At 70.7% G+C, this 19,865-nt stretch carries 17 protein-coding genes; 8 read left to right on the top strand and 9 right to left on the bottom strand.

Annotation, left to right across the window (positions count from 1 at the left end; genetic code table 11):
- Nucleotides 1-20: 20 nt before the first annotated feature.
- Entirely contained in the window at nucleotides 21-1,823 is a 1,803-nt protein-coding gene (locus OG933_RS37580; protein ID WP_405631399.1) for an ABC transporter ATP-binding protein, read from the bottom strand.
- Between the two features lie 93 nt (nucleotides 1,824-1,916).
- Here OG933_RS37580 and OG933_RS37575 point away from each other — a divergent pair, with 93 nt between their 5' ends.
- Entirely contained in the window at nucleotides 1,917-2,432 is a 516-nt protein-coding gene (locus OG933_RS37575) for a MarR family winged helix-turn-helix transcriptional regulator (RefSeq protein ID WP_405631397.1), read from the top strand.
- Between the two features lie 81 nt (nucleotides 2,433-2,513).
- Here the strand turns inward: OG933_RS37575 and OG933_RS37570 are convergent, their stop codons facing one another.
- From OG933_RS37570 to OG933_RS37560, 3 genes are all read right to left on the bottom strand, one after another.
- A complete protein-coding gene (locus OG933_RS37570; RefSeq protein ID WP_405631395.1) occupies nucleotides 2,514-4,040 on the bottom strand; it encodes a cation:dicarboxylate symporter family transporter in 1,527 nt (508 codons plus the stop codon).
- Nucleotides 4,041-4,220: 180 nt separating this feature from the next.
- Nucleotides 4,221-5,933 carry a peptide-N4-asparagine amidase gene (locus OG933_RS37565; protein ID WP_405631393.1) on the bottom strand — a complete coding sequence of 571 codons (1,713 nt, stop codon included), beginning with the start codon at nucleotides 5,931-5,933 and terminating at the stop codon, nucleotides 4,221-4,223.
- Between the two features lie 10 nt (nucleotides 5,934-5,943).
- Entirely contained in the window at nucleotides 5,944-6,750 is an 807-nt protein-coding gene (locus OG933_RS37560; RefSeq protein ID WP_405631391.1) for a L,D-transpeptidase family protein, read from the bottom strand.
- 253 nt (nucleotides 6,751-7,003) lie between these two features.
- Here OG933_RS37560 and OG933_RS37555 point away from each other — a divergent pair, with 253 nt between their 5' ends.
- The 4 genes from OG933_RS37555 (at nucleotide 7,004) to OG933_RS37540 (ending at nucleotide 12,159) form a co-directional block, all read left to right on the top strand.
- On the top strand, nucleotides 7,004-8,884 hold the full coding sequence (locus OG933_RS37555; RefSeq protein ID WP_405631389.1) for an ABC transporter transmembrane domain-containing protein: 1,881 nt from the start codon (nucleotides 7,004-7,006) through the stop codon (nucleotides 8,882-8,884).
- Nucleotides 8,881-10,779: an ABC transporter ATP-binding protein gene (locus OG933_RS37550; protein WP_405631387.1), complete on the top strand. Its 1,899-nt coding sequence runs from the start codon at nucleotides 8,881-8,883 to the stop codon at nucleotides 10,777-10,779. Before OG933_RS37555 ends, OG933_RS37550 begins: the two co-directional genes overlap by 4 nt.
- Nucleotides 10,780-11,328: 549 nt before the next feature.
- The gene (locus OG933_RS37545; protein WP_267023499.1) at nucleotides 11,329-11,799 is read left to right on the top strand and encodes a DUF5709 domain-containing protein; all 471 of its coding nucleotides are present in this window, start codon (nucleotides 11,329-11,331) and stop codon (nucleotides 11,797-11,799) included.
- Nucleotides 11,800-11,901: 102 nt separating this feature from the next.
- A complete protein-coding gene (locus OG933_RS37540; RefSeq protein WP_362268261.1) occupies nucleotides 11,902-12,159 on the top strand; it encodes a type B 50S ribosomal protein L31 in 258 nt (85 codons plus the stop codon).
- Between the two features lie 62 nt (nucleotides 12,160-12,221).
- Here OG933_RS37540 and OG933_RS37535 read toward each other — a convergent pair whose 3' ends face one another.
- On the bottom strand, nucleotides 12,222-13,016 hold the full coding sequence (locus OG933_RS37535; RefSeq protein WP_057605439.1) for a metal-dependent hydrolase: 795 nt from the start codon (nucleotides 13,014-13,016) through the stop codon (nucleotides 12,222-12,224).
- Nucleotides 13,017-13,161: 145 nt separating this feature from the next.
- Here OG933_RS37535 and OG933_RS37530 point away from each other — a divergent pair, with 145 nt between their 5' ends.
- Together OG933_RS37530 and OG933_RS37525 are read left to right on the top strand one after the other, a co-directional pair.
- The gene (locus OG933_RS37530) at nucleotides 13,162-15,675 is read left to right on the top strand and encodes a DEAD/DEAH box helicase (RefSeq protein ID WP_405631386.1); all 2,514 of its coding nucleotides are present in this window, start codon (nucleotides 13,162-13,164) and stop codon (nucleotides 15,673-15,675) included.
- 31 nt (nucleotides 15,676-15,706) lie between these two features.
- Nucleotides 15,707-16,573 carry an acyl-CoA thioesterase II gene (locus OG933_RS37525; RefSeq protein WP_054240563.1) on the top strand — a complete coding sequence of 289 codons (867 nt, stop codon included), beginning with the start codon at nucleotides 15,707-15,709 and terminating at the stop codon, nucleotides 16,571-16,573.
- Nucleotides 16,574-16,583: 10 nt separating this feature from the next.
- Here the strand turns inward: OG933_RS37525 and OG933_RS37520 are convergent, their stop codons facing one another.
- Complete coding sequence (locus OG933_RS37520; RefSeq protein ID WP_362528788.1) at nucleotides 16,584-17,480, bottom strand: DUF6397 family protein; 897 nt, start codon at nucleotides 17,478-17,480, stop codon at nucleotides 16,584-16,586.
- Nucleotides 17,481-17,618: 138 nt separating this feature from the next.
- Entirely contained in the window at nucleotides 17,619-18,032 is a 414-nt protein-coding gene (locus tag OG933_RS37515) for a roadblock/LC7 domain-containing protein (protein ID WP_362528791.1), read from the bottom strand.
- A 105-nt stretch (nucleotides 18,033-18,137) separates the two neighbouring features.
- Here OG933_RS37515 and OG933_RS37510 point away from each other — a divergent pair, with 105 nt between their 5' ends.
- Nucleotides 18,138-18,566, top strand: a complete 429-nt coding sequence (locus tag OG933_RS37510) for a PPOX class F420-dependent oxidoreductase (RefSeq protein WP_362528794.1) — start codon at nucleotides 18,138-18,140, stop codon at nucleotides 18,564-18,566.
- A 20-nt stretch (nucleotides 18,567-18,586) separates the two neighbouring features.
- Here the strand turns inward: OG933_RS37510 and OG933_RS37505 are convergent, their stop codons facing one another.
- Both OG933_RS37505 and OG933_RS37500 read right to left on the bottom strand, forming a co-directional pair.
- A complete protein-coding gene (locus tag OG933_RS37505) occupies nucleotides 18,587-19,192 on the bottom strand; it encodes an ATP/GTP-binding protein (protein WP_020125830.1) in 606 nt (201 codons plus the stop codon).
- A gap of 246 nt (nucleotides 19,193-19,438) precedes the next feature.
- On the bottom strand, nucleotides 19,439-19,849 hold the full coding sequence (locus OG933_RS37500) for a DUF742 domain-containing protein (protein WP_171395727.1): 411 nt from the start codon (nucleotides 19,847-19,849) through the stop codon (nucleotides 19,439-19,441).
- Nucleotides 19,850-19,865: the final 16 nt, after the last annotated feature.

Here is a 19,865-nt window from a genome sequence, read left to right as displayed (position 1 = left end):
CGGCATAACTTGCCATACTTTCATCTTGTCGACTCCAGACGGGCGTCCCGTCGCACCAGGGCCGCGTACCGCCCGTCCCGCTCCAACAGCTCCTCGTGCGTGCCCCGTTCGGCCACCTGGCCGGAGTCGAGGACCACGATCTGGTCGGCACCCCGAATGGTGGACAGCCGATGGGCGATGGTGAGCGTGGTGCGGTTCGCCGAGAGCGCGTCGATGGCGTCCTGGACGGCCCGTTCCGTGCGGGTGTCGAGGGCGCTGGTCGCCTCGTCGAGGATCAGCACCGGCGGGTCGCGCAGGATGGTGCGGGCGATGGCCAGCCGCTGCTTCTCGCCGCCGGAGAACCGGTGGCCGCGCTCACCGACGACCGTGTCGTAGCCGTCGGGCAGGGCGGCGATGTGGTCGTGGATCTGCGCCGCCCGGGCTGCCGCGTGCAGCTCCTCGTCGGTGGCGTCCGGCTTGGCGAAGCGCAGGTTGTCGGCGACCGTGGCGTGGAAGAGGTACGTCTCCTGCGAGACGACGCCGACCGCGCGCGCGAGGGTGTCGAAGTCGAGGTCCCGGACGTCGACGCCGTCGAGGGTGACCCGGCCGCCCGTCACGTCATACAGGCGCGGCACCAGATAGCCCAGCGTGGACTTGCCGGCGCCGGTCGGGCCGACCACCGCGAGGCTGCCGCCGGCGGGGACGTCGATGTCGATGCCGTCGAGGACGGGGCCGCCCTTGTCGTCGTACCGGAAGGAGACGTCCTCGAAGCGGACCTCACCCTTGATCTGGTCGAGTCGGACCGGATCGTCCTGCTCGGTGATGTCGATGGGCAGGTCGAGGTACTCGAAGATGCGCTGGAAGAGCGCGAGGGAGGTCTGGATCTGCACACCGGTCGACAGGAGGCTGACGGCCGGGCGGAACAGGCCCTGCTGGAGCGAGACGAAGGCGACGATCGTACCGAGCGAGGCACCGGGGCCGCCGAGCTGAAGGGTCACGCCCGCGGTCCAGTAGATGAAGGCCGGCATGGCGGACATGACGATCCCGATCACGGCCATGCGCCAGCGCCCGGCCATGTTCGACCGCACCTCGAGGTCGACCAGTTGCTCGGACTCGTCGGCGAAGGACCGCGTGAGGGAGTCGGAGCGGCCCATGGTGCGGCCGAGCAGGATGCCGCTGACCGACAGCGACTCGGTGACCGTGGCGGCCATCGCGGCCATCTGCTTCTGCCGCTGGGTGGTGATCTTCTTGCGTTCGTTGCCGACGCGACGGCTGATCCACACGAACACCGGCAGCAGGAGCAGCGAGACGACGGTCAGCCGCCAGTCGAGGGCGACCATCGCGATGATGGTGGCGACCACGCTGGTGAAGTTGGAGACCAGGGAGGTGGCGGTGGAGGTGACGGTGGCCTGCATGCCGCCGATGTCGTTGGCGATGCGGGACTGGACCTCGCCGGTACGCGTGCGCGTGAAGAAGGCGAGGGACATCCGCTGGAGGCGGTCGTAGACGGCTGTCCGCAGGTCGTGCATGACGCGCTGGCCGACGGTCGTGGAGATCAGGGTCTGAAGGACGCCGAAGACACCGCCCAGGACGGCGCTGAGGATCATGCCGAGGGCGAGGAGGCTCAGCAGGCCCGTGCGCCCCTCGGGGATGGCGACGTCCAGCGTCTCCTTCAGCAGGAACGGGGTGGCCACGGCGACCAGCGAGGCGGCGGCGACCAGCAGGCCGACGACCGCGAGCCGGGCACGGTAGGGCTTGAAGAGGGTGAGGATGCGGCGCACCTGCCGGGGCTGTTCGGTCGAGGTGCCGGGCGAGGGGGTCCAGTCGATGTGGTCGCGGGGCATGGCTCCTACGGAGGGTGAGACGATGAGGACTGACGGAGCATAGCTCATTGTTACCTATACTCACAATGAACGGCGTCCTGATATTGTTCCCGTATGACCACCCCCGATTCCGACAGTCTGCTCGCGGAGCAACTGCTGCGGCTCACGCGCCGGGTGCACCGCATCCAGAAGCACCATCTGGAGCGGAGCGGGCTCGGCGTCACCCCGGCCCAGGCCCGGCTGTTGCGCACACTGGCGCACTGCGACTCGCCGCCGCGCATGGCCGACCTCGCCGAGCGGCTCGAGGTGGTGCCCCGGGCGATCACGACCCTGGTCGACGGGCTGGAGGGGAGCGGCAAGGTGCGGCGGGTGCCGGATCCCACCAACCGGCGGGTGATCCGGATCGAGCTCACGGAGGACGGCCGCAAGGCCCTGCGGCAGCTGCGCGGGGCACGGATGTCCGCCGCGGAGGAGATCCTCGATCCGCTGACGGACCTCGAACGCCAGGTGCTGAGCGAGTTGCTGGACGCACTGGTGGACGGGAACCCGGAACGGGGACCGAAGCACGGACACGGAGACGGACACGGACAAGGCCAGGGGCAGGGACGGGAGCAGGGGCGCACCTGCTGAGCCCGTGAGAACGGGCCGTGGCCGCCCCTCCGTACTGCTGGAGGGGCGGCCACGGCCCGTTGACGCGTCGGCGCCGTCCGGTCAACCGCTCTCGGGGGCGGTCTCCTTGGCGGGCGCCGACCCGGACCCGGACCCGGACCCGGCGGAGACGACCACCGGTATCCCACCCGCCGCTTCCGAACTCTCCGGACTCGCCGAACCAGCCGGACCGGCCGGACCCTCCGAATGCTCGGAGCCTTCGGAGCGCTCGGAGTCTTCCGGGCGCTGCGACCCCACCGGCTTCGCGGGGCCGCCCGGCTCCTCGTCCGGCATGGCGACGGTCTCGCCGTCCAGGACCTTCCTGGCCCGCTCCAGGTCCAGCGCGCCCTCCCAGCGGGAGACGGCGAAGACCGCCACGCAGTTGCCGAGGAGGTTGGTGACGACGCGCATCGAGTCCATGATGCGGTCCACGCCCAGCAGCAGGGCGACGGCGCCGGCGGGGATGGCCCCCAGCGAGGAGGCGGTCGCGGACAGGGCGAGGAAGGCCGAGCCGGGGATGCCGGCCATGCCCTTGCTGGTGAGCATGAGCACCAGGATCACGGTGATCTGCTGGCCCAGGCTGAGGTCCACGCCCACCGCCTGCGCGATGAACAGGGTGCCGATGGACAGGTAGAGCGAGGCACCGTCGAGGTTGAAGGAGTAGCCGGTGGGCAGCACCAGGCCCACGGCGTCGTCGCGCGCGCCGGCCTTGCGCAGCTTCTGCATCACGCGCGGCATGACGGACTCGGTGGAGGCGGTGCCGAGCGCGAGGAGCATCTCCTCGCGGATGTAGCGCAGGAACTTCCACAGACTCAGGCCGGTGACCAGCCGCAGGGCGACGGCGAGCAGCGTGATGAACAGGGCGGCGGCCACGTAGCACAGCACGATCAGCTTGCCGTAGGTCTCGATGACGCCCAGGCCGTAGTTGCCGATCAGGACGGCCATCGCGCCGAACACGGCGATCGGCGCCAGCCGCATGACGAAGCCGACGATCGCGAAGATGATCTCCTGCGCCTGCTCGACGGCCGGCAGGACCTTCGGCACCTTGGTGTGGCCGAGGTGCAGCAGCGCGGAGCCCACCAGACAGGCCAGGATGAGCACCTGGAGCAGGGAGTTCTCCGCGAAGGCGCCGATGAAGCTGGTGGGCAGCGCGTTCACGACGAACTCGGTCGTCGAGGGCAGCGAACCGCCGCCCGTCTTCGCGTCGACCGCCGAGGTGTCCAGCGTGGCGGGGTCCACGTTCATCCCCGAGCCTGGCTGGACGATGTTGGCGGCGAGCAGTCCGATGACCAGCGCGAGCGTGCTCGCGACCTCGAACCAGATCAGGGCCTTGAGCCCGATCCGGCCGAAGGCCTTCAGGTCACCGGCCTTGGCGATGCCGACGACGACCACACAGAACACCAGGGGCGAGATGATCGTCTTGATGAGCCGGGTGAAACCGTCGCCGAGCGGTTGGAGATCCGTGGCCACGTCGGGCCACAGCTTTCCGACGACGATTCCGAGGACGAGCGCGCAGGCGACCTGCGCGAAGAGTGAGGTACGCAGTATGCGTGCGACGCGTCGCGGCAGGGACGGGACGGACGGCGGCACGGGCACTCCTTGGGGGGATGGCGGCACGCGGAAGCCCTGACGGAGACGGACAGGACTTCTGCGATGCGGAAAGCGGCTTCCGTAGCGATCACTGTGAAGGTGCCGTTGATCGCGCACGAGACCTGCGCGTTTCCTCTGTGTAAATCCCGCCTCGAGTGACGCGTCGCACGCGTTCCCGGCTCAGCAGCCTCCGTGATCCTCGGTCAGCACCCCCTGCCTCGTGGTCAGTCGCCGGTCGTGGCAGCCGTCCGAGCCGTACAGCCGGTAGCGCTCGCTCGTCGTGCCGACGGCATGGCGCTGATCCCGGGGCACGTTGACGGTGAAGGTGGCGTCACCCGTGTATGTGTCGTCGAGCCATGACCACGACGTGCGTCGACCGTTCCGGGTCGTCACCGAGTCGGCCCGGTCGCCGAGGGTCAGCACGGTGCGGAGCCGGTCGTCGGCGCCGAGGGTGGTGGTGCCGTTCATCGTGTAGGTCCGGTGGGTGCGCGTCGTACGGGCCGGTCCACGGCCGTCGACGGTGACCGACTCCTCGTCCGTCCAGGTGGCGTCGAGGCCGTCCACGGTCTCACCGTCGGTCCAACGGTGCGCGGAGGTGTTCGCGAGGGCGCGGGTCACGGTGGTCCGCACACGTCCGTGCGAGGTGTCGAGGTACCCGGAGACGGTCAGACGGTGCCCGCCCTCGGTGTCGACGCGGTGCTCCGTGCCGGGCGTGTAGGTGGCGGAGTCGGTGAGTTCACCCGCCTCGTGCGTCAGGAGCCCGCCGCCTACGACGGTCTTCCCCGGGTCCTGCCAGACCAGCACGTTGACGGGTGTGCTCCAGCCGCTCTGACCCTCGGACACCCCGACGACGGACACCTCCACACGGTGCGGACGGCCGTCGTTGAGGATCCCGGCGAAGGGGGTCAGGTCGTATTCGATCGGCTTGATGTCGAAGGCCCGGGGACCCGGAACCACGTACCAGAGGAAGGGGTTGGACCAACCGCCGGTCCAGACGGTCGGGAAGGGGGCGGCGATTCCGGCCAGTCGGCCGTCGACCTCGACCTGCACCTCCCGATAGGGCCCGTCGTCCGACCGACACGAGTACGGCGCGGTCGCGGGCACGGTCAGATACCAGTACTCCTCGCACCCGCCGCCCGAACCGGTGGCGTACACCTCGGCGACGAGACGCTCGCTGTTGCGGGGCGTGGTGAGGGTCGTGCCGCCCGGACCGTCGGCCAGGGTGAGGACACGGTCGGGGGCGGTCGCGGCCGGTTTCCCCACGTAGAAGGTGAGCGTCACCTTGACGTCGATCACGCCCGTGTAGGTGTCGTCGACGACGTTGCCTATGAGCATCTCCACGTCCCGGGCGGAGCGGAACGTGTCGGAGTAACGGGTGACGTCCTTCTCGACGGACCACTCGATCCCGTCGGGCGACGGCTCGGGCGTCGAGGTACGGAAGATCTCCACGCCTCCGACGTGCAGATGGCCGAGCCGGTCGAACTGCCGCCCCTTGACCTTGCCGTCGAGGCGCAGCACCACCTTGCTCCAGCGGTCGCCGCAGCCGTCCGGCGGGGTGTACGAGCCCCGGTACGGCGTGAAGTCGCGGAACTGCGCCTCGGCGAGGGTGACCTGGCAGCTCTTGGCATGGGGCCTGGTCACGGGCGGGGCGGCGGTGAGGGGGTCGTGCCAGTCGCTCCCGAACTCGGCGGGGACCTCGCCCGAAGCGGACGCTGACGCAGACGCAGACGCCGACTCCGAAGCGGACGAGGACGGCGGGGACGGCGGGGACGGCGGGGACGACGAGGACGAGGAAGACGAGGAGGCGTCCGCTCGCGCCGTGCCGCTCCCCAGGACGGTGCTCGCCAGGAGGATCCCTCCGGTGAGCATGGACATGATGATCCGGCTTCTCATGGCCGGTGTTCTACGGGGAGTCGACCGTTCCCCGCAATGACGCCTCCGTCGCGAGAGCCAGGCCGGACGCGGCCTGGCCCTTCAGCGCGGCCCTGTCCCCCATGACCACCACGGGATGCCGATCCGGGTCGAGGGTGCGCAGCAGCTGTTCCATCGCCGCCCGGGACAGGCTGACGCAGGCCGACGTGCCGCTGCCGTGGTCCAGGTGCAGCCAGATCCCCCCGCCCTTCTCCTCACCCTCGGGCCGCGTCGGGTCGTCGGGCGGAGCACCCTTGACGCGGTTGTAGTCGATGGCGATGACGTAGTCGAAGTCGTGCCAGTGCGACCGCGCCCACCAGCGCGGCGCCGCGAAAGAGGCGGACCGCGTGTACGGCAGCCTGGTACCGGGATCGGCCAGGACACCACCCGCGTCGGTGAGCGTGAACACGCCGACCGGACTGCGGTTGTCGCCGGCGTGGTGCTCGGCGGTCCAGCCCTTCTTGCCGTTGTGCCCCCGCCAGCTTCGGACGCGCTCCCAGGACGGTCCCCTTCCGGCGTAGAGCACGACGGTGGCGTCCGCAGAGTCCTTCCCGTCGCCGTACACCGCCACAACCTGGCGGGAAACAGCGGGGATCCGCCGTTGCAGCCGGTCACCGACCCCCGGGACGCCGGTCGTCGGGGCGGCGCTCGGCGAGGTCCCGCCCCTCCCGCCGGCCGCTCCCGACGTACCGTCACTCCCGTGTTGCACGGCCGCACCACCGCACGCGGACAAGGCCGCGAGCAGGAGGCCGCAGATCACCGGCGCGGCTCCCGCGCGCCGCGCATAGCCATGTCGCATCGGCCCATGCTCGCACCGCTTTCCGGGCATCAGCGGCAGGTTCCGGACATCCGGGCCGTGTCGGACAGCTGCCGGATCCGGCCGCCGCCATGGAAAACCGGTTGATTTTGACCAAGCTGCGACGCGAACCTTGCACGGTTTGTTGCCGCTCCCCGCGGACCTTCCCGCTCGTCCGTCCGCGCCTCCCCCCTCCCGTCTCCTTCTCCCCCTGTCTCCTTCTCCCCCTACCCCTGACTCGAGCCACTGGGACGTCATGCAGATCCAAGACCTTCCGTACCCCGACCCGGGCGTGCCGGACGCACGCTCGGGACCCCGCTTCCTGTGGTGGCTCGGCCGCAACCAGCTGGGCGGCCAGCTCAAGTCCCTGGCCTGGGGGCTGCTGCACTTCGTCGCCGTCTCGGCGCAGCCGTTCTGCGTCGGGTTCGCCATCGAGGCCGTGGTGGACCGTTCCGGTACCCGGCTCGCCCTCACCGGCGGCGCGATGGCCCTGTGCGGTGCCGCCACCGCGATCGGGGACACCTTCCTGCACCGCGCCGCCGTCACCAACTGGATCACCGCCGCCGCCCGGGTGCAGCAACTGCTCGCCCGCAAGGCCTCGCAGCTCGGCTCCGCGCTGACCCGGCGGGTCGCGGCCGGTGAGGTCGTGGCCGTCTCCACAGGAGACGTCGAGAAGATCGGCTGGCTCGTGGAGGCGGTGTCCCGCTTCACCGCCGCTGCCCTCACGGTCCTGCTGGTCTGCGTCGGCCTGGTCGTCTACCAGCCGGCGCTCGGCCTGGTGGTCGCCGTGGGCCTGCCCGTTCTCGCACTCGCCGTGCTGCCCCTGCTGCCCCCGGCGACGCGACGGGCCGACGTCCAGCGCGAGAAGGCCGGACGCGCCACCGAACTGGCCTCGGACACCGTGGCCGGTCTGCGGGTGCTCCGCGGGATCGGCGGCGAGGAACTGTTCCTCGACCGCTACCGCAGCGCCTCGCAGGAGGTCCGGCACGCGGCCGTGCGCAGCGCCCGCATGTGGTCGCTGATCAGCGCCATCCAGGTGCTGCTGCCCGGCCTGCTGCTGATCACGGTCGTCTGCTACGGCGTCCACCTGGCCCGCGAGGGCCGCATCACCGTCGGCGAACTGGTCACGGTCTACAGCTCCGTCATGGTCCTGGCCTATCCCCTCAGGCACTTCGAGGAGATCGCGATGGCCTACTCCTTCTCGCGCCCGTCGGCCAAACGCGCCGCCCGGGTGCTGTCCCTGGAGCGGGTCACCGACATCGGCGGCTCGCGGGCGGCCGACGCTCCCTCGGGCGACCTGTACGACCCCGCCACCGGGCTGCTCGCCCCGACCGCCCGGTTCACCGCAGTGGTGTGCGGCGACCCGGACGCGGCCGGACAGCTGGCGGAGCGGCTGGGCGGGCATCCCCCGGAGGACAGCCCTTCGGTACTGCTCGGCGGGGTCCCGCTGAACGAGCTGCCGCTGGACTCCGCGCGCACCTCGGTCCTCGTCCAGGACAAGGACCCGGTGCTGCTGTCCGGTTCCCTGCGCGACCTGCTCGACGTGCCCGCCTCGGGTGCGGTCGACGCGGGTGCGGCGCTGGCCGCCGCCCAGTGCGGGGACGTCCTCGACGCACTCGTGCAGGGTTCGCTGGACGCCGACGACCCGATGGACGCCCGCATCACCGAACGCGGCCGGTCCCTCTCCGGCGGCCAGCGGCAACGGCTCGCGCTGGCCCGCTCCCTGTACACGGACCCCGAGGTCCTCGTCCTGGACGAGCCCACCTCCGCCGTCGACTCGCACACCGAGGCACGGATCGCCGAGGGGCTGCGCGAACTGCGGTCGGGGCGCACGACGGTGGTGTTCACCTCGTCCCCCCTGCTGCTGGACCGCGCCGACCGGGTCGTGCTGGTGCACGAGGGCGAAGCCGTAGCGGTGGGCGTGCACCGCGAACTGCTGCGCTCCGAACCCCGGTACCGGGCCGTGGTGACCAGGGAGACCGAGGAAGAAGCCGCGCTGGGCAAGGCCCTCGAGGACGGAGAGCCTTCCCTGAGCGGTGTGTTGAAGGACCTGGAAGACAACCGACTCGCAGAGATCGAACGCAAAGAGATCGAGCGCGAAGAGATCGAACGCGAAGAGATCGAGGAGACCGCATGATCGGCGTGGCGCCGCCCGCGTACGACCCGGCGGCACCGACGACGGCGAACACGCTGCCCGTCGGCGCCCCCGCGACCGTCCGCGCCTACGTGGCCGAACTCCTGCGCCGGCACCGCCGCGCCTTTCTTCTCCTCCTGCTCGTGAACACGGTCGCCACGGTCGCCTCGATGGTGGGCCCATGGCTGCTCGGTGACCTCGTGGAACGGCTGTCGGACGGCGCGCGCGAACTCCATCTCGGGCTCATCGCCACCCTGTTCGTGCTCGCCCTGGTCGTCCAGGCCGCCTTCGTACGGCAGGTGCGGCTGCGCGGCGCGATGCTCGGCGAGCGGATGCTGGCCGACCTGCGCGAGGACTTCCTCGTACGCTCGGTGCGGCTGCCGCCGGGCGTGCTGGAGCGGGCCGGGACCGGCGACCTGTTGTCCCGCATCACCACGGACATCGACCGGCTGGCCAACGCGATGCGCGAGGCCGTGCCCCAGCTGACGATCGGCGTGATGTGGGCTCTGCTGCTGCTCGGCGGGCTCGTCGTCACGGCGCCGCCGCTGGCGCCGGCCGTCCTGGTCGCGGTGCCTCTGCTGGTGGCCGGGTGCCGCTGGTACTTCAAGCGGGCGCCCGCCGGCTACCGCTCGGAGGCCGCCGGCTACGCGTCCGTGGCCGCCGCCCTCGCCGAGACCGTGGACGCCGGCCGCACCGTGGAGGCCCACCGGCTGGGCGACCGCCGTATCGCGCTCTCCGAGCAGCGCATCCAGCAGTGGACCGCCTGGGAGCGCTACACGCTGTGGCTGCGCTCGGTGCTGTTCCCGGTCATCAACATGGTGCACGTCACCGTGCTCGGCTCGGTCCTGATGCTCGGCGGGGCGTTCGTGCTGAAGGGCTGGATCGGGGTCGGCCAGCTGACGACGGGCGCGCTGCTGGCGCAGATGCTCGTCGACCCCGTGAACCTCATCCTGCGCTGGTACGACGAGCTCCAGGTGGCCCAGGTGTCGCTCGCCCGCCTCGTCGGAGTGCGTGACATCGAGCCGGACGGCGGCGACTCCGAGCTCGTGCCGGACGGGCGCGACGTGCACGCCGACCGGGTCCACTTCGGCTACCGGGAGGGCGTCGACGTGCTGCGCAAGGTGACCCTGGAGGTCTCCCCCGGCACCCGGCTGGCTCTGGTCGGACCCTCGGGTGCGGGGAAGTCCACCCTGGGGCGGCTGCTCGCCGGGATCTACGCGCCGCGCGACGGCCGGATCACTCTCGGCGGCGCCGAGCTGTCGCGGATGACCGCGGAACGGGTCCGCTCCCATGTGGCGCTCGTCAACCAGGAGCACCACGTCTTCGTGGGCTCCCTGCGCGACAACCTCCGGCTCGCCCTCCCCCACGCGCGACTCCACCCGAGCGAGGAAGCCTCGACGGCCTCGACCGCCGCGGAGGGCGCGGAGGGCGCGGAGGGCGCGGAGGGCGCGGAGGGCGCTGAAACCCGCGAAAGCGCCAAGAGCGCCGAGGACACCGAGCTGTGGGCGGCCCTGGGCGCGGTCGACGCAGACGGCTGGGCCCGGGCCCTGGACGACGGCCTCGACACCGAGGTCGGCTCCGGCGGTGTCGCGCTCACCCCGGCCCAGGCCCAGCAGATCGCCCTGGCCCGGCTGGTCCTGGCCGACCCCCACACGCTGGTCCTGGACGAGGCGACCTCGCTGCTCGACCCGCGCGCCGCCCGCCACCTGGAGCGGTCCCTCGCCCGCGTCCTGGACGGGCGCACCGTCGTCGCCATCGCCCACCGTCTGCACACCGCCCACGACGCCGACGTCATCGCGGTCGTCGAGAACGGCCGCATCAGCGAGCTGGGCAGCCACACCGAGCTGGTCGCGGCGGACGGCGCGTACGCGGCCCTCTGGCGGTCGTGGCACGACTGAGGAGCGAAGCGGCGGGGGCGGCCGACGGACTCCGGCGCGAGGCGTGAGAGCGCCTGCGGCGCGGGCGGCGCGAGTGTATGGGCCGGTGCCGAAGCCTGGGCCGGTGCCCGAGCTGGTGCCTGGGTCGGTGTCGGTGCCTGGGTCGATGTCCGGGCCCGCGCCGGTGCCGATGTCCGGGCCTGCGCCGGTGCGAGTACCTGGTCCCGTACCAGTGCCGGTGTCAGTGTCTGGGGTGACGGCGACGCCTGGTCCGGTGCCGCCGCCGGCACCCTCGGCTGCCGCCTCGCCGGGCTGCGAGCTGCGTGCCCCGGGGACAGGGGCGGCCTCGGGTCGCGGCCCCCACGCCCGGGTAAAGGCGGCCCGGCGCGGCCTTCGTACCTCCTCTGGCGTTGCGCGGTCCCGAAGCGGGGTGGAACGCTGGAAAGCGGCACCCGCGCGGAAGGCAGTCGGGATCCCTCCGGAACACACCGCGCTCGACCGGTGCCCCGTGCGGCGGCACCCCGCCGCCGACCGCGATGAGTACGGGGCCGTCACCCCCTGGAGGTACCCGTGAACAGTGCCGACGGATGGGGGGACGACGTCTACCAGCCCGACGCGTCCGACATCCAGGAAGACTCGGGACTGCTCGATACCGAGGACACGCTGGAGAACGACGGCGTCGAGGACCCTCTCGATCGCGGTTGGTCCCCGCCGGACCGCCCCTGGGCGGTGGAACACGACGGTGTGACCGCCGCGGAGCGCCGACAGGGCGAGAGCCTTGATCAGCGGCTCGCAGAGGAGGTCCCGGAGCCCGGTGCGCCGGACGGCGACGGCCTCGGCGATTGCGACGGCACCGACGGGGAACTCCTCGACAACGAGGTCGGCTCCGCTCGCTCCGGCAGGCTCGTGGCGCCGGACGAGGGAGCCCACGAGGACGAGGAGAGCGCACTGATCGCCACGGACGTGGGCATCGACGGCGCGGCGGCCTCCGCCGAGGAGGCCGCGATGCACATCGTCGACGAGGACGCCCTGTCCGGCTGACCCGTCCTCGGCGGCCCCGGCGGTTTCCGGCCCGTCGCCGCCGTCTCCATCTCCGTCGGCAGCACCATCGCCATCGCCATTGCCATCGCACGAGGAGCCCTCATGCAGCAGGACAAGCAGCCCGACTACCACGCGGTCGTGTTCCGCGACCGGACCGCCGGCTACGCCTTCCTGACCCGGTCCACCGCCGGCAGCGATCAGACCATCGAGTGGGACGACGGCGAGACGTACCCGGTCGTGGACGTGGAGATCTCCTCCGAGAGCCACCCCTTCTACACGGGCAAGGCGCGCACCGTGGACACGGAGGGCCGGGTCGCCCGCTTCGAGCGGCGCTACGGCGACGGCGGGGCGATGACCTGAACCACTGCCGTCGCCACTGCCACCGCCGTCGCCACCGCCGACGGCGGCAGTCGGGTCGCTCGTCAGATGTAGTTGAGGGCGGCCGCGCCGCCCACTCCCCCGAGCAGCATGAACACGGGCATCAGCACCTTCAGCTCGACCCAGCTGCCGGCCCGGAACCGCATCACCTTGGGCGGACCGATCGGGTACCAGCGCTTGCGCCCGATCGGGATGGGCCACAGGACCGGGCAGCCCGAGACGGTCAGGGCGTCGCCGATGTCGTGCACCAGGGCGCCCAGCACGATCGGCAGTCCCAGCCACAGGTACTGCTGGCCCGGGTCCGTGAACAGCCAGTCCGAGCCGTTGCCCGGCTTGTCCAGGACACCGGCGAGGATCCAGGCGCTGGTCGCGGCCAGCAGCCACACCAGCACATCGCTGCTGGATCCCCGGGCCGCCCGCCACAGCAGCCCCTCGATCGCCAGCACCATGTGTACGAAGAGCAGCGCCAGGACCGCCCAGCGGCCACCCGTGATCGCCAGCGCCGAGGCGCCTCCGCCGATCATGACGGCCCACAGCCAGGTGTGCGTCAGGGTTCGGTGGCCTCCGGAGCGGCGCGGGTCGCCCTGCTTCCTGGTGCCCTTGTAGACGGCGTAGGAGAGCTTGTCGACGATCTCGCACAGCCAGCGCGAGACGGGTCCGAAGGCCCGCGAGATGGTGGCCGCCTTGTGGTCGAGGTCCGGGGCGAGCGCGGCTCCGGCGCAGATCAGCGCACCCGCGAGCAGGACCGGCCAGGGCATCGTGTGCCCGGCCGCGGCGGCGGCCGCACCGACGCCGAGCCAGGCGGCCGCGCCCGACAGTGAGTGTGCTGGTCCCATCATGGCCGGTGCCCGCCCTATTCCTCGAATGCCGCTGTCCAGTTGACCGGGTGCGTTGACGCTCCGTCGGCGACACAGCGTAGCGGTCGTGATCTTCGGGCCGGCATCCGATTCCCCCATCAGGGACGAGGACAGGCAAGATGGGGGCGTGACCCTCATCGATCAGTTGCCGCCGACCGCAGATCCCGACGCCCTGTACGAAGCCTTCGAGTCCTGGGCGCAGGAGCGTGGTCTGACGCTCTACCCCCACCAGGAGGAGGCGCTGATCGAGGTGGTCTCCGGGGCGAACGTGATCGTGTCGACGCCCACCGGCTCCGGCAAGAGCATGATCGCGGCGGCCGCGCACTTCGCGGCTCTCGCTCGTGACGAGGTCACCTTCTACACGGCTCCGATCAAGGCCCTGGTGTCGGAGAAGTTCTTCGAACTGTGCAAGATCTTCGGCACGGAGAACGTCGGCATGCTGACCGGCGACGCGTCGGTGAACTCCGACGCCCCGGTCATCTGCTGCACCGCCGAAGTGCTCGCCTCGATCGCGTTGCGCGACGGCAAGAACGCCGATGTCGGTCAGGTCGTCATGGACGAGTTCCACTTCTACGCGGAGGGCGACCGCGGCTGGGCCTGGCAGATCCCCATCCTGGAGTTGCCCCAGGCGCAGTTCGTGCTGATGTCGGCCACGCTCGGCGACGTGTCGTTCTTCGAGCAGGACCTCGCCCGGCGCACGGGCCGCCCCACGTCGGTGGTCCGCTCGGCGACCCGGCCGGTGCCGCTGTCCTACGAGTACCGGTACACACCGATGACGGAGACGCTCAGCGACCTGCTGGTCACGAAGCAGGCGCCCGTCTACATCGTGCACTTCACGCAGGCGCAGGCGGTGGAGCGGGCGCAGGCGCTGATGAGCATCAACATGTGCTCGCGCGAGGAGAAGGAACGGATCGCCGACCTGATCGGCAACTTCCGCTTCACCACGAAGTTCGGCCGTAACCTCTCGCGCTACGTGCGGCACGGCATCGGCGTCCACCACGCCGGCATGCTGCCCAAGTACCGGCGTCTGGTGGAGAAGCTCGCCCAGGCCGGACTGCTGAAGGTGATCTGCGGTACGGACACCCTCGGTGTGGGCGTCAACGTGCCCATCCGGACGGTGCTGTTCACGGCGCTGACCAAGTACGACGGCAACCGGGTGCGTACCCTGCGGGCCCGTGAGTTCCACCAGATCGCGGGCCGGGCCGGCCGGGCCGGCTTCGACACGGCGGGTCTGGTGGTGGCGCAGGCTCCCGAGCACGTCATCGAGAACGAGAAGGCCCTCAACAAGGCCGGTGACGACCCGAAGAAGCGTCGCAAGGTGGTGCGCAAGAAGGCGCCCGAAGGATTCGTGGGCTGGGCGGAGAACACCTTCGACAAGCTCATCGAGTCCGAGCCGGAGCCGCTGACGTCCCGCTTCCGGGTCACGCACACGATGCTGCTGTCGGTGATCGCCCGGCCCGGCAACGCCTTCGAGGCGATGCGGCATCTGCTCGAGGACAACCACGAGCCGCGCAAGCAGCAGCTTCGGCACATCCGGCGCGCGATCGCGATCTACCGCTCGCTGCTGGACGGCGGGGTCGTCGAGAAGCTCGACGAACCGGACGCCTCCGGCCGCGTGGTCCGCCTCACCGTGGACCTCCAGCAGGACTTCGCGCTGAACCAGCCGCTGTCCACCTTCGCGCTGGCCGCGTTCGAACTCCTCGACCCGGAGTCGCCCTCCTACGCTCTCGACATGGTCTCCGTCGTGGAGTCCACGTTGGACGAACCGCGTCAGATCCTGGCCGCTCAGCAGAACAAGGCGCGCGGTGAGGCGGTGGCCTTGATGAAGGCGGACGGCGTCGAGTACGAGGAGCGGATGGAACGCCTCCAGGACATCACGTACCCGAAGCCCCTGGAGGAGCTGCTCTTCCACGCGTACGACACCTACCGCAAGAGCCACCCGTGGGTCGGCGACCATCCGTTGTCGCCGAAGTCCGTCATCCGTGACATGTACGAGCGGGCGATGTCGTTCACCGAGCTGGTGTCCCACTACGAGCTGGCACGCACCGAGGGCATCGTGCTGCGTTACCTGGCCGGCGCCTACAAGGCCCTCGACCACACCGTCCCGGACGACCTCAAGTCGGAGGATCTCCAGGACCTGGTGGAGTGGCTGGGCGAGATGGTGCGCCAGGTGGACTCGAGTCTGCTGGACGAGTGGGAGCAGCTCGCCAACCCGGCGGAGATGACCGCCGAGGAGGCCCAGGAGAAGGCCGACGAGGTCAAGCCCGTCACGGCCAACTCGCGTGCCTTCCGCGTCCTGGTCCGCAACGCGATGTTCCGCCGTGTCGAGCTCGCCGCTCTCGACCATGTCGCCGAACTCGGTGAGATGGACGGCGAGTCCGGTTGGGACGCCGACGCCTGGGGCGAGGCGATGGACAAGTACTGGGACGAGTACGACGACCTCAGCACCGGCCCGGACGCGCGAGGCCCCAAGCTGCTCGTCATCCAGGAGGAGCCGCAGAACGCCCTGTGGCGGGTCCGCCAGATCTTCGACGACCCGAACGACGACCACGACTGGGGCATCAGCGCGGAGGTCGACCTCACGGCTTCCGACGCCGAGGGCCGCGCGGTCGTCCGGGTCACCGCCGTGGGCCAGTTGTGAGTACCGAAGAGGGCACAGGAGAAGCGCACCGATGACGAATCCGGCCGAGAGGCTCGTCGACCTGCTCGACCTCGAGCAGATCGAGGTCAACATCTTCCGCGGCCGCAGCCCGCAGGAGTCCCTGCAGCGGGTCTTCGGTGGCCAGGTGGCGGGCCAGGCGCTGGTCGCGGCCGGCCGGACCACCGAGGGAGACCGGCCCGTGCACTCGCTGCACGCGTACTTTCTGCGTCCGGGCCGGCCGGGCGTGCCGATCGTGTACCAGGTCGAACGGGTGCGGGACGGGCGGTCCTTCACGACGCGCCGGGTCACCGCCGTGCAGCAGGGGCGCACGATCTTCAATCTCACCGCCTCCTTTCACAAGCCTGAGGAAGGTCCTTTCGAGCACCAGCTGCCGCCGGCTCGCGAGGTCCCGGACCCGGAGTCCCTGCCGACCGTCGTCGAGGAGATCCGGAAGCATCTGGGCGAGTTGCCCGAGCAGTTGGAGCGGATGGCGCGCCGTCAGCCCTTCGACATCCGGTACGCGGACCGGTTGCGCTGGAGCGCCGAGGACGTCAAGGAAGCGGAGCCGCGCAGCGCGGTGTGGATGCGCGCCGTGGGGCCGCTGGGCGACGATCCGCTCGTCCACACCTGCGCGCTCACGTACGCCAGTGACATGACCCTCCTGGACGCCGTCCGTCTCCCAGTCGAGCCCTTGTGGGGTCCGCGGAACTTCGACATGGCGTCGCTGGACCACGCGATGTGGTTCCATCGGCCGTTCCGCGCGGACGAGTGGTTCCTGTACGACCAGGAGTCGCCGATCGCCACCGGCGGACGGGGACTGGCCCGTGGCCGGATCTACGACCTGGAGGGACGCCTGCTGGTGTCCGTCGTCCAGGAAGGGTTGTTCAGGGCGCTGTAGATCCGGTGCGTCACCCGCTTCGGCGGCGTAGCCAGGTCAGCAGTCCGCGGGTCGGCCGGTCGGGCCGGTCGGTGTCCTCGGGCCGGTCCGGTGGCCCGGCCGGGGGTGTCGGGGCCGGTTTCCAGGCAGGCCGTGGCGCGGGCTGCTCGGCCCGTGCCTCTGCCAGGGTTCGTTCCAGGTCGTACCTCAGCCAGTCGATCTCGTCGGGGTCGTCGGCCGTCATGATCTTCTCCACGAGGTGCGCGGCCGGTGTGCCGGGGGTGCCCTGGGCGGGCGGCCGGGGCCGGAACCTGTTCAGGTGCGAGCGTTCGTAGGGGTCCCCGACGACCGCCGCGACCTGGAGGGGGTCGAGGAACCCGGCCAGGACTCCGGCGCGTTGCCAGGGGCCCTCGGCCTGTCGGTGCAGGAAGCCCAGGTGGCGTCCCCGCCAGTTGCGGGACCGCAGGTCGACACCCGCATCCAGCTGGCTCCGCAGTACCTCGGGCGTGCGGCCGGTCAGCAGGAAGGCGTTGGTCCCGTCAGTGGCGAACTGCTTCAGTTCGTCGGCGAGATAGAGCCAGACGACGGCCCGATAGCGGTTCAGATAAAACCTGACCGGCACCACCAGTCCGAGCCGCGCGAGGCGGGTGAACCGGGCCGGGGGCACGCCCATCACGGCGGCGCCCTCGCTGGTCCCCACGGCCAGCACGCTCGCGCGCAGTGCCTCGGGGAAGCCGGGGTCCGAGCGCAGACGTTCGATCTCCGCCCGGGCCACCCGACGGCCCCCTCCGCCCTCGTCGGGCATGGTCCTGATGCGGCCGAGGTGCACGGCGAGGTCGAACTCGCTCCGCTTCAGATCCAGTTCCCGCGCTGCCCGGCTCGGCGTGCAGGAAGCGGAAAGTGGTCGCGTGACGGTGTTGCCGGACATGGTCGTCTCCCCCGTGGAGTGAAGTGGAGTGAAGCAGGCCCGCACGGTCGGCGGTGGCCTCGGAAAAAACCGTAGCCGAAATCGCCGACATCGAGGCGAGCCTGTGGATAACTCCACGAAGGAGGGAGAAAGTGCAGGTCAGAGGTCATCGAGTGGAGCGCGGTCGGGCTGCCGGGCGTCCACGGTGAGGTGCTCTCCGACCCGGTTGACGAGCAGGGTCATCTCGTAGGCGATCTGGCCCATGTCGGCCTCCGCCTCGCTGAGCACGCACAGACAACTGCCGGTGCCCGCGGCGGTGACGAACAGCACCGCGTCGTCGAACTCGATCATCGTCTGGCGCACTCGGCCCGCGCTGAAGTGACGCCCCGATCCCTTCGCCAGGCTGTGCAGTCCGGACGAGACGGCGGCGAGGTGCTCCGCGTCCTCCCGGAGCAGTCCCGCACTCGCGCCCGCCACCAGCCCGTCGTTGGACAGGACGAGTGCGTGCCGTACATGGTCGACGCGCTCCGTCAGGTCGTCCAACAGCCAGCCCAGCCCCTGGTTCTGCGCCATGTCCCGCTCCCCGTGTGACATTCCCCGTGTGACCCTCCGCATCGCCGGAGAATCTGCCCGCCAGCCTTCCCCAGGAGCGACCGCGGGAGCAAGGAGGATGGCGGCATGGCACACAAGATGACCGATGAGGAATGGCGGGCGTTCGTCACGCACGGAACCCGCACCGCGAAGCTGTCCACCGTACGGGCCGACGGAAGTCCGCATGTGGCGCCGATCTGGTTCCTGCTCGACGGGGACGAGGTGGTGTTCAACACCGGCAAGGAAACGGTGAAGGGCCGCAATCTGGCGCGGGACGGCCGGGTCGCCCTGTGCATGGACGACGACCGGCCGCCCTTCGACTACGTGGTGCTGCAGGGCCGGGCCCGCATCTCGGAGGACCTCGACGAGGTCCGGCACTGGGCGACACGGATCGCCGCGCGGTACATGGGCGAGGAGCGCGCCGAGGAGTTCGGTGCCCGCAACGGCGTGCCGGGCGAACTGCTCGTCCGTGTCGCGATCGACAAGGTCCTGGCGCAGCAGGGCATCGCCAGCTGACCGGGTAGACGTGGGCCGGGTCAGCCCACGGAGTCGAGCAGCCGGGCGGTGTGCATCCGCCCGGCGTACTCGACCAGCCGGATCAGCACCTCCTTCCCCGAGTCGCGGTCCCGGGCGTCGCACAGGACGACGGGGGTGCCGCCGTCGAGGTCGAGGGCGCGCGAGACGTCCTGGGCGCCGTATGTCCGCGTCCCCACGAAGCAGTTGACGGCCACCACGAACGGGATGTGCCGGTGCTCGAAGTAGTCGACCGCGGGGAAGCAGTCCTCCAGACGCCGGGTGTCGGCGAGGACCACCGCGCCCAGGGCCCCCTGCGACAACTCGTCCCACAGGAACCAGAAGCGGTCCTGGCCCGGGGTGCCGAACAGATACAGGGAGAGGCCGGAACGGATGGTGATCCGGCCGAAGTCCATGGCGACGGTCGTCGTGACCTTCTGGTCCACGCCGTCGGTGTCGTCCACCGACTGTCCGGCCTCGCTGAGCAGTTCCTCGGTGCGCAGCGGCTTGATCTCGCTGACCGCGCCCACCATGGTGGTCTTGCCGACGCCGAATCCGCCGGCGACCAGTATCTTCAACGCCAGGGGAGCCGTGTCGCCGCCCGTGGTGTCGGAGTGTTCGGAGACCATGGATCACTTCTCTCGGGAGTGTCGGCAACGGTCGGGGTCGGTACGGGGGTGCCGTGGCTCGGCGCGGCGGTCGCGCGGGGTTTCGGCGGAGTGCGAAGTCAGCATCATGACAACCACGGCCCCTTTCCGAGGGGTTCGACCGCTATCTGCCCGATGTGACCGACTCTTGCGTGTTCGGTGTCCGAAGGCGCGCACGAGTCGGTGTGCGGTGGGTCCGTACGCGTCCGGGTCCGTCCGAGGGTTCATCTACAGCGCTCGCAGCCCCTCGATCACCTCGCGCAGAATCCGTTCGTCGGGCAGCTGCGCGGGCGGGACCGGGCGGCTGACGGTGACGCAGCCGAGTTCCAGCAGGTCTCCGAGGAGCACCCGGACCACGCCCACCGGAAGGTCCGCACCCGCCGAGAGCTCTGCGACGGACTGGGTCTCCGTGCGGCAGAGTCCGATGAGGGCGCGGTGTTCCGGTCCGAGCGCCATGCCGTCCGTGCTCGGCGCACCCGGATCCAGGGTGACCAGGGCGATCAGGTCGAAGCGCACTCCGGTGGGTCCCGGCTTCGTGCGCCCGCCGGTCATGGCGTACGGGCGGACGAGCGGGCCGGCCTCGTTGTCGTACCACTGGCTGCCCAGCTCGCGCGGGGTGCCGGTCATGTCCTCGGTCATCTGTGTGGGTCGCTCT

It is taken from the genome of Streptomyces sp. NBC_00016 (genome assembly GCF_045040885.1).
Classification (GTDB): domain Bacteria; phylum Actinomycetota; class Actinomycetes; order Streptomycetales; family Streptomycetaceae; genus Streptomyces; species Streptomyces coriariae.
Note: the sequence above shows the minus strand (reverse complement) of the source record. Positions and strands in the feature narration are given on the sequence as shown.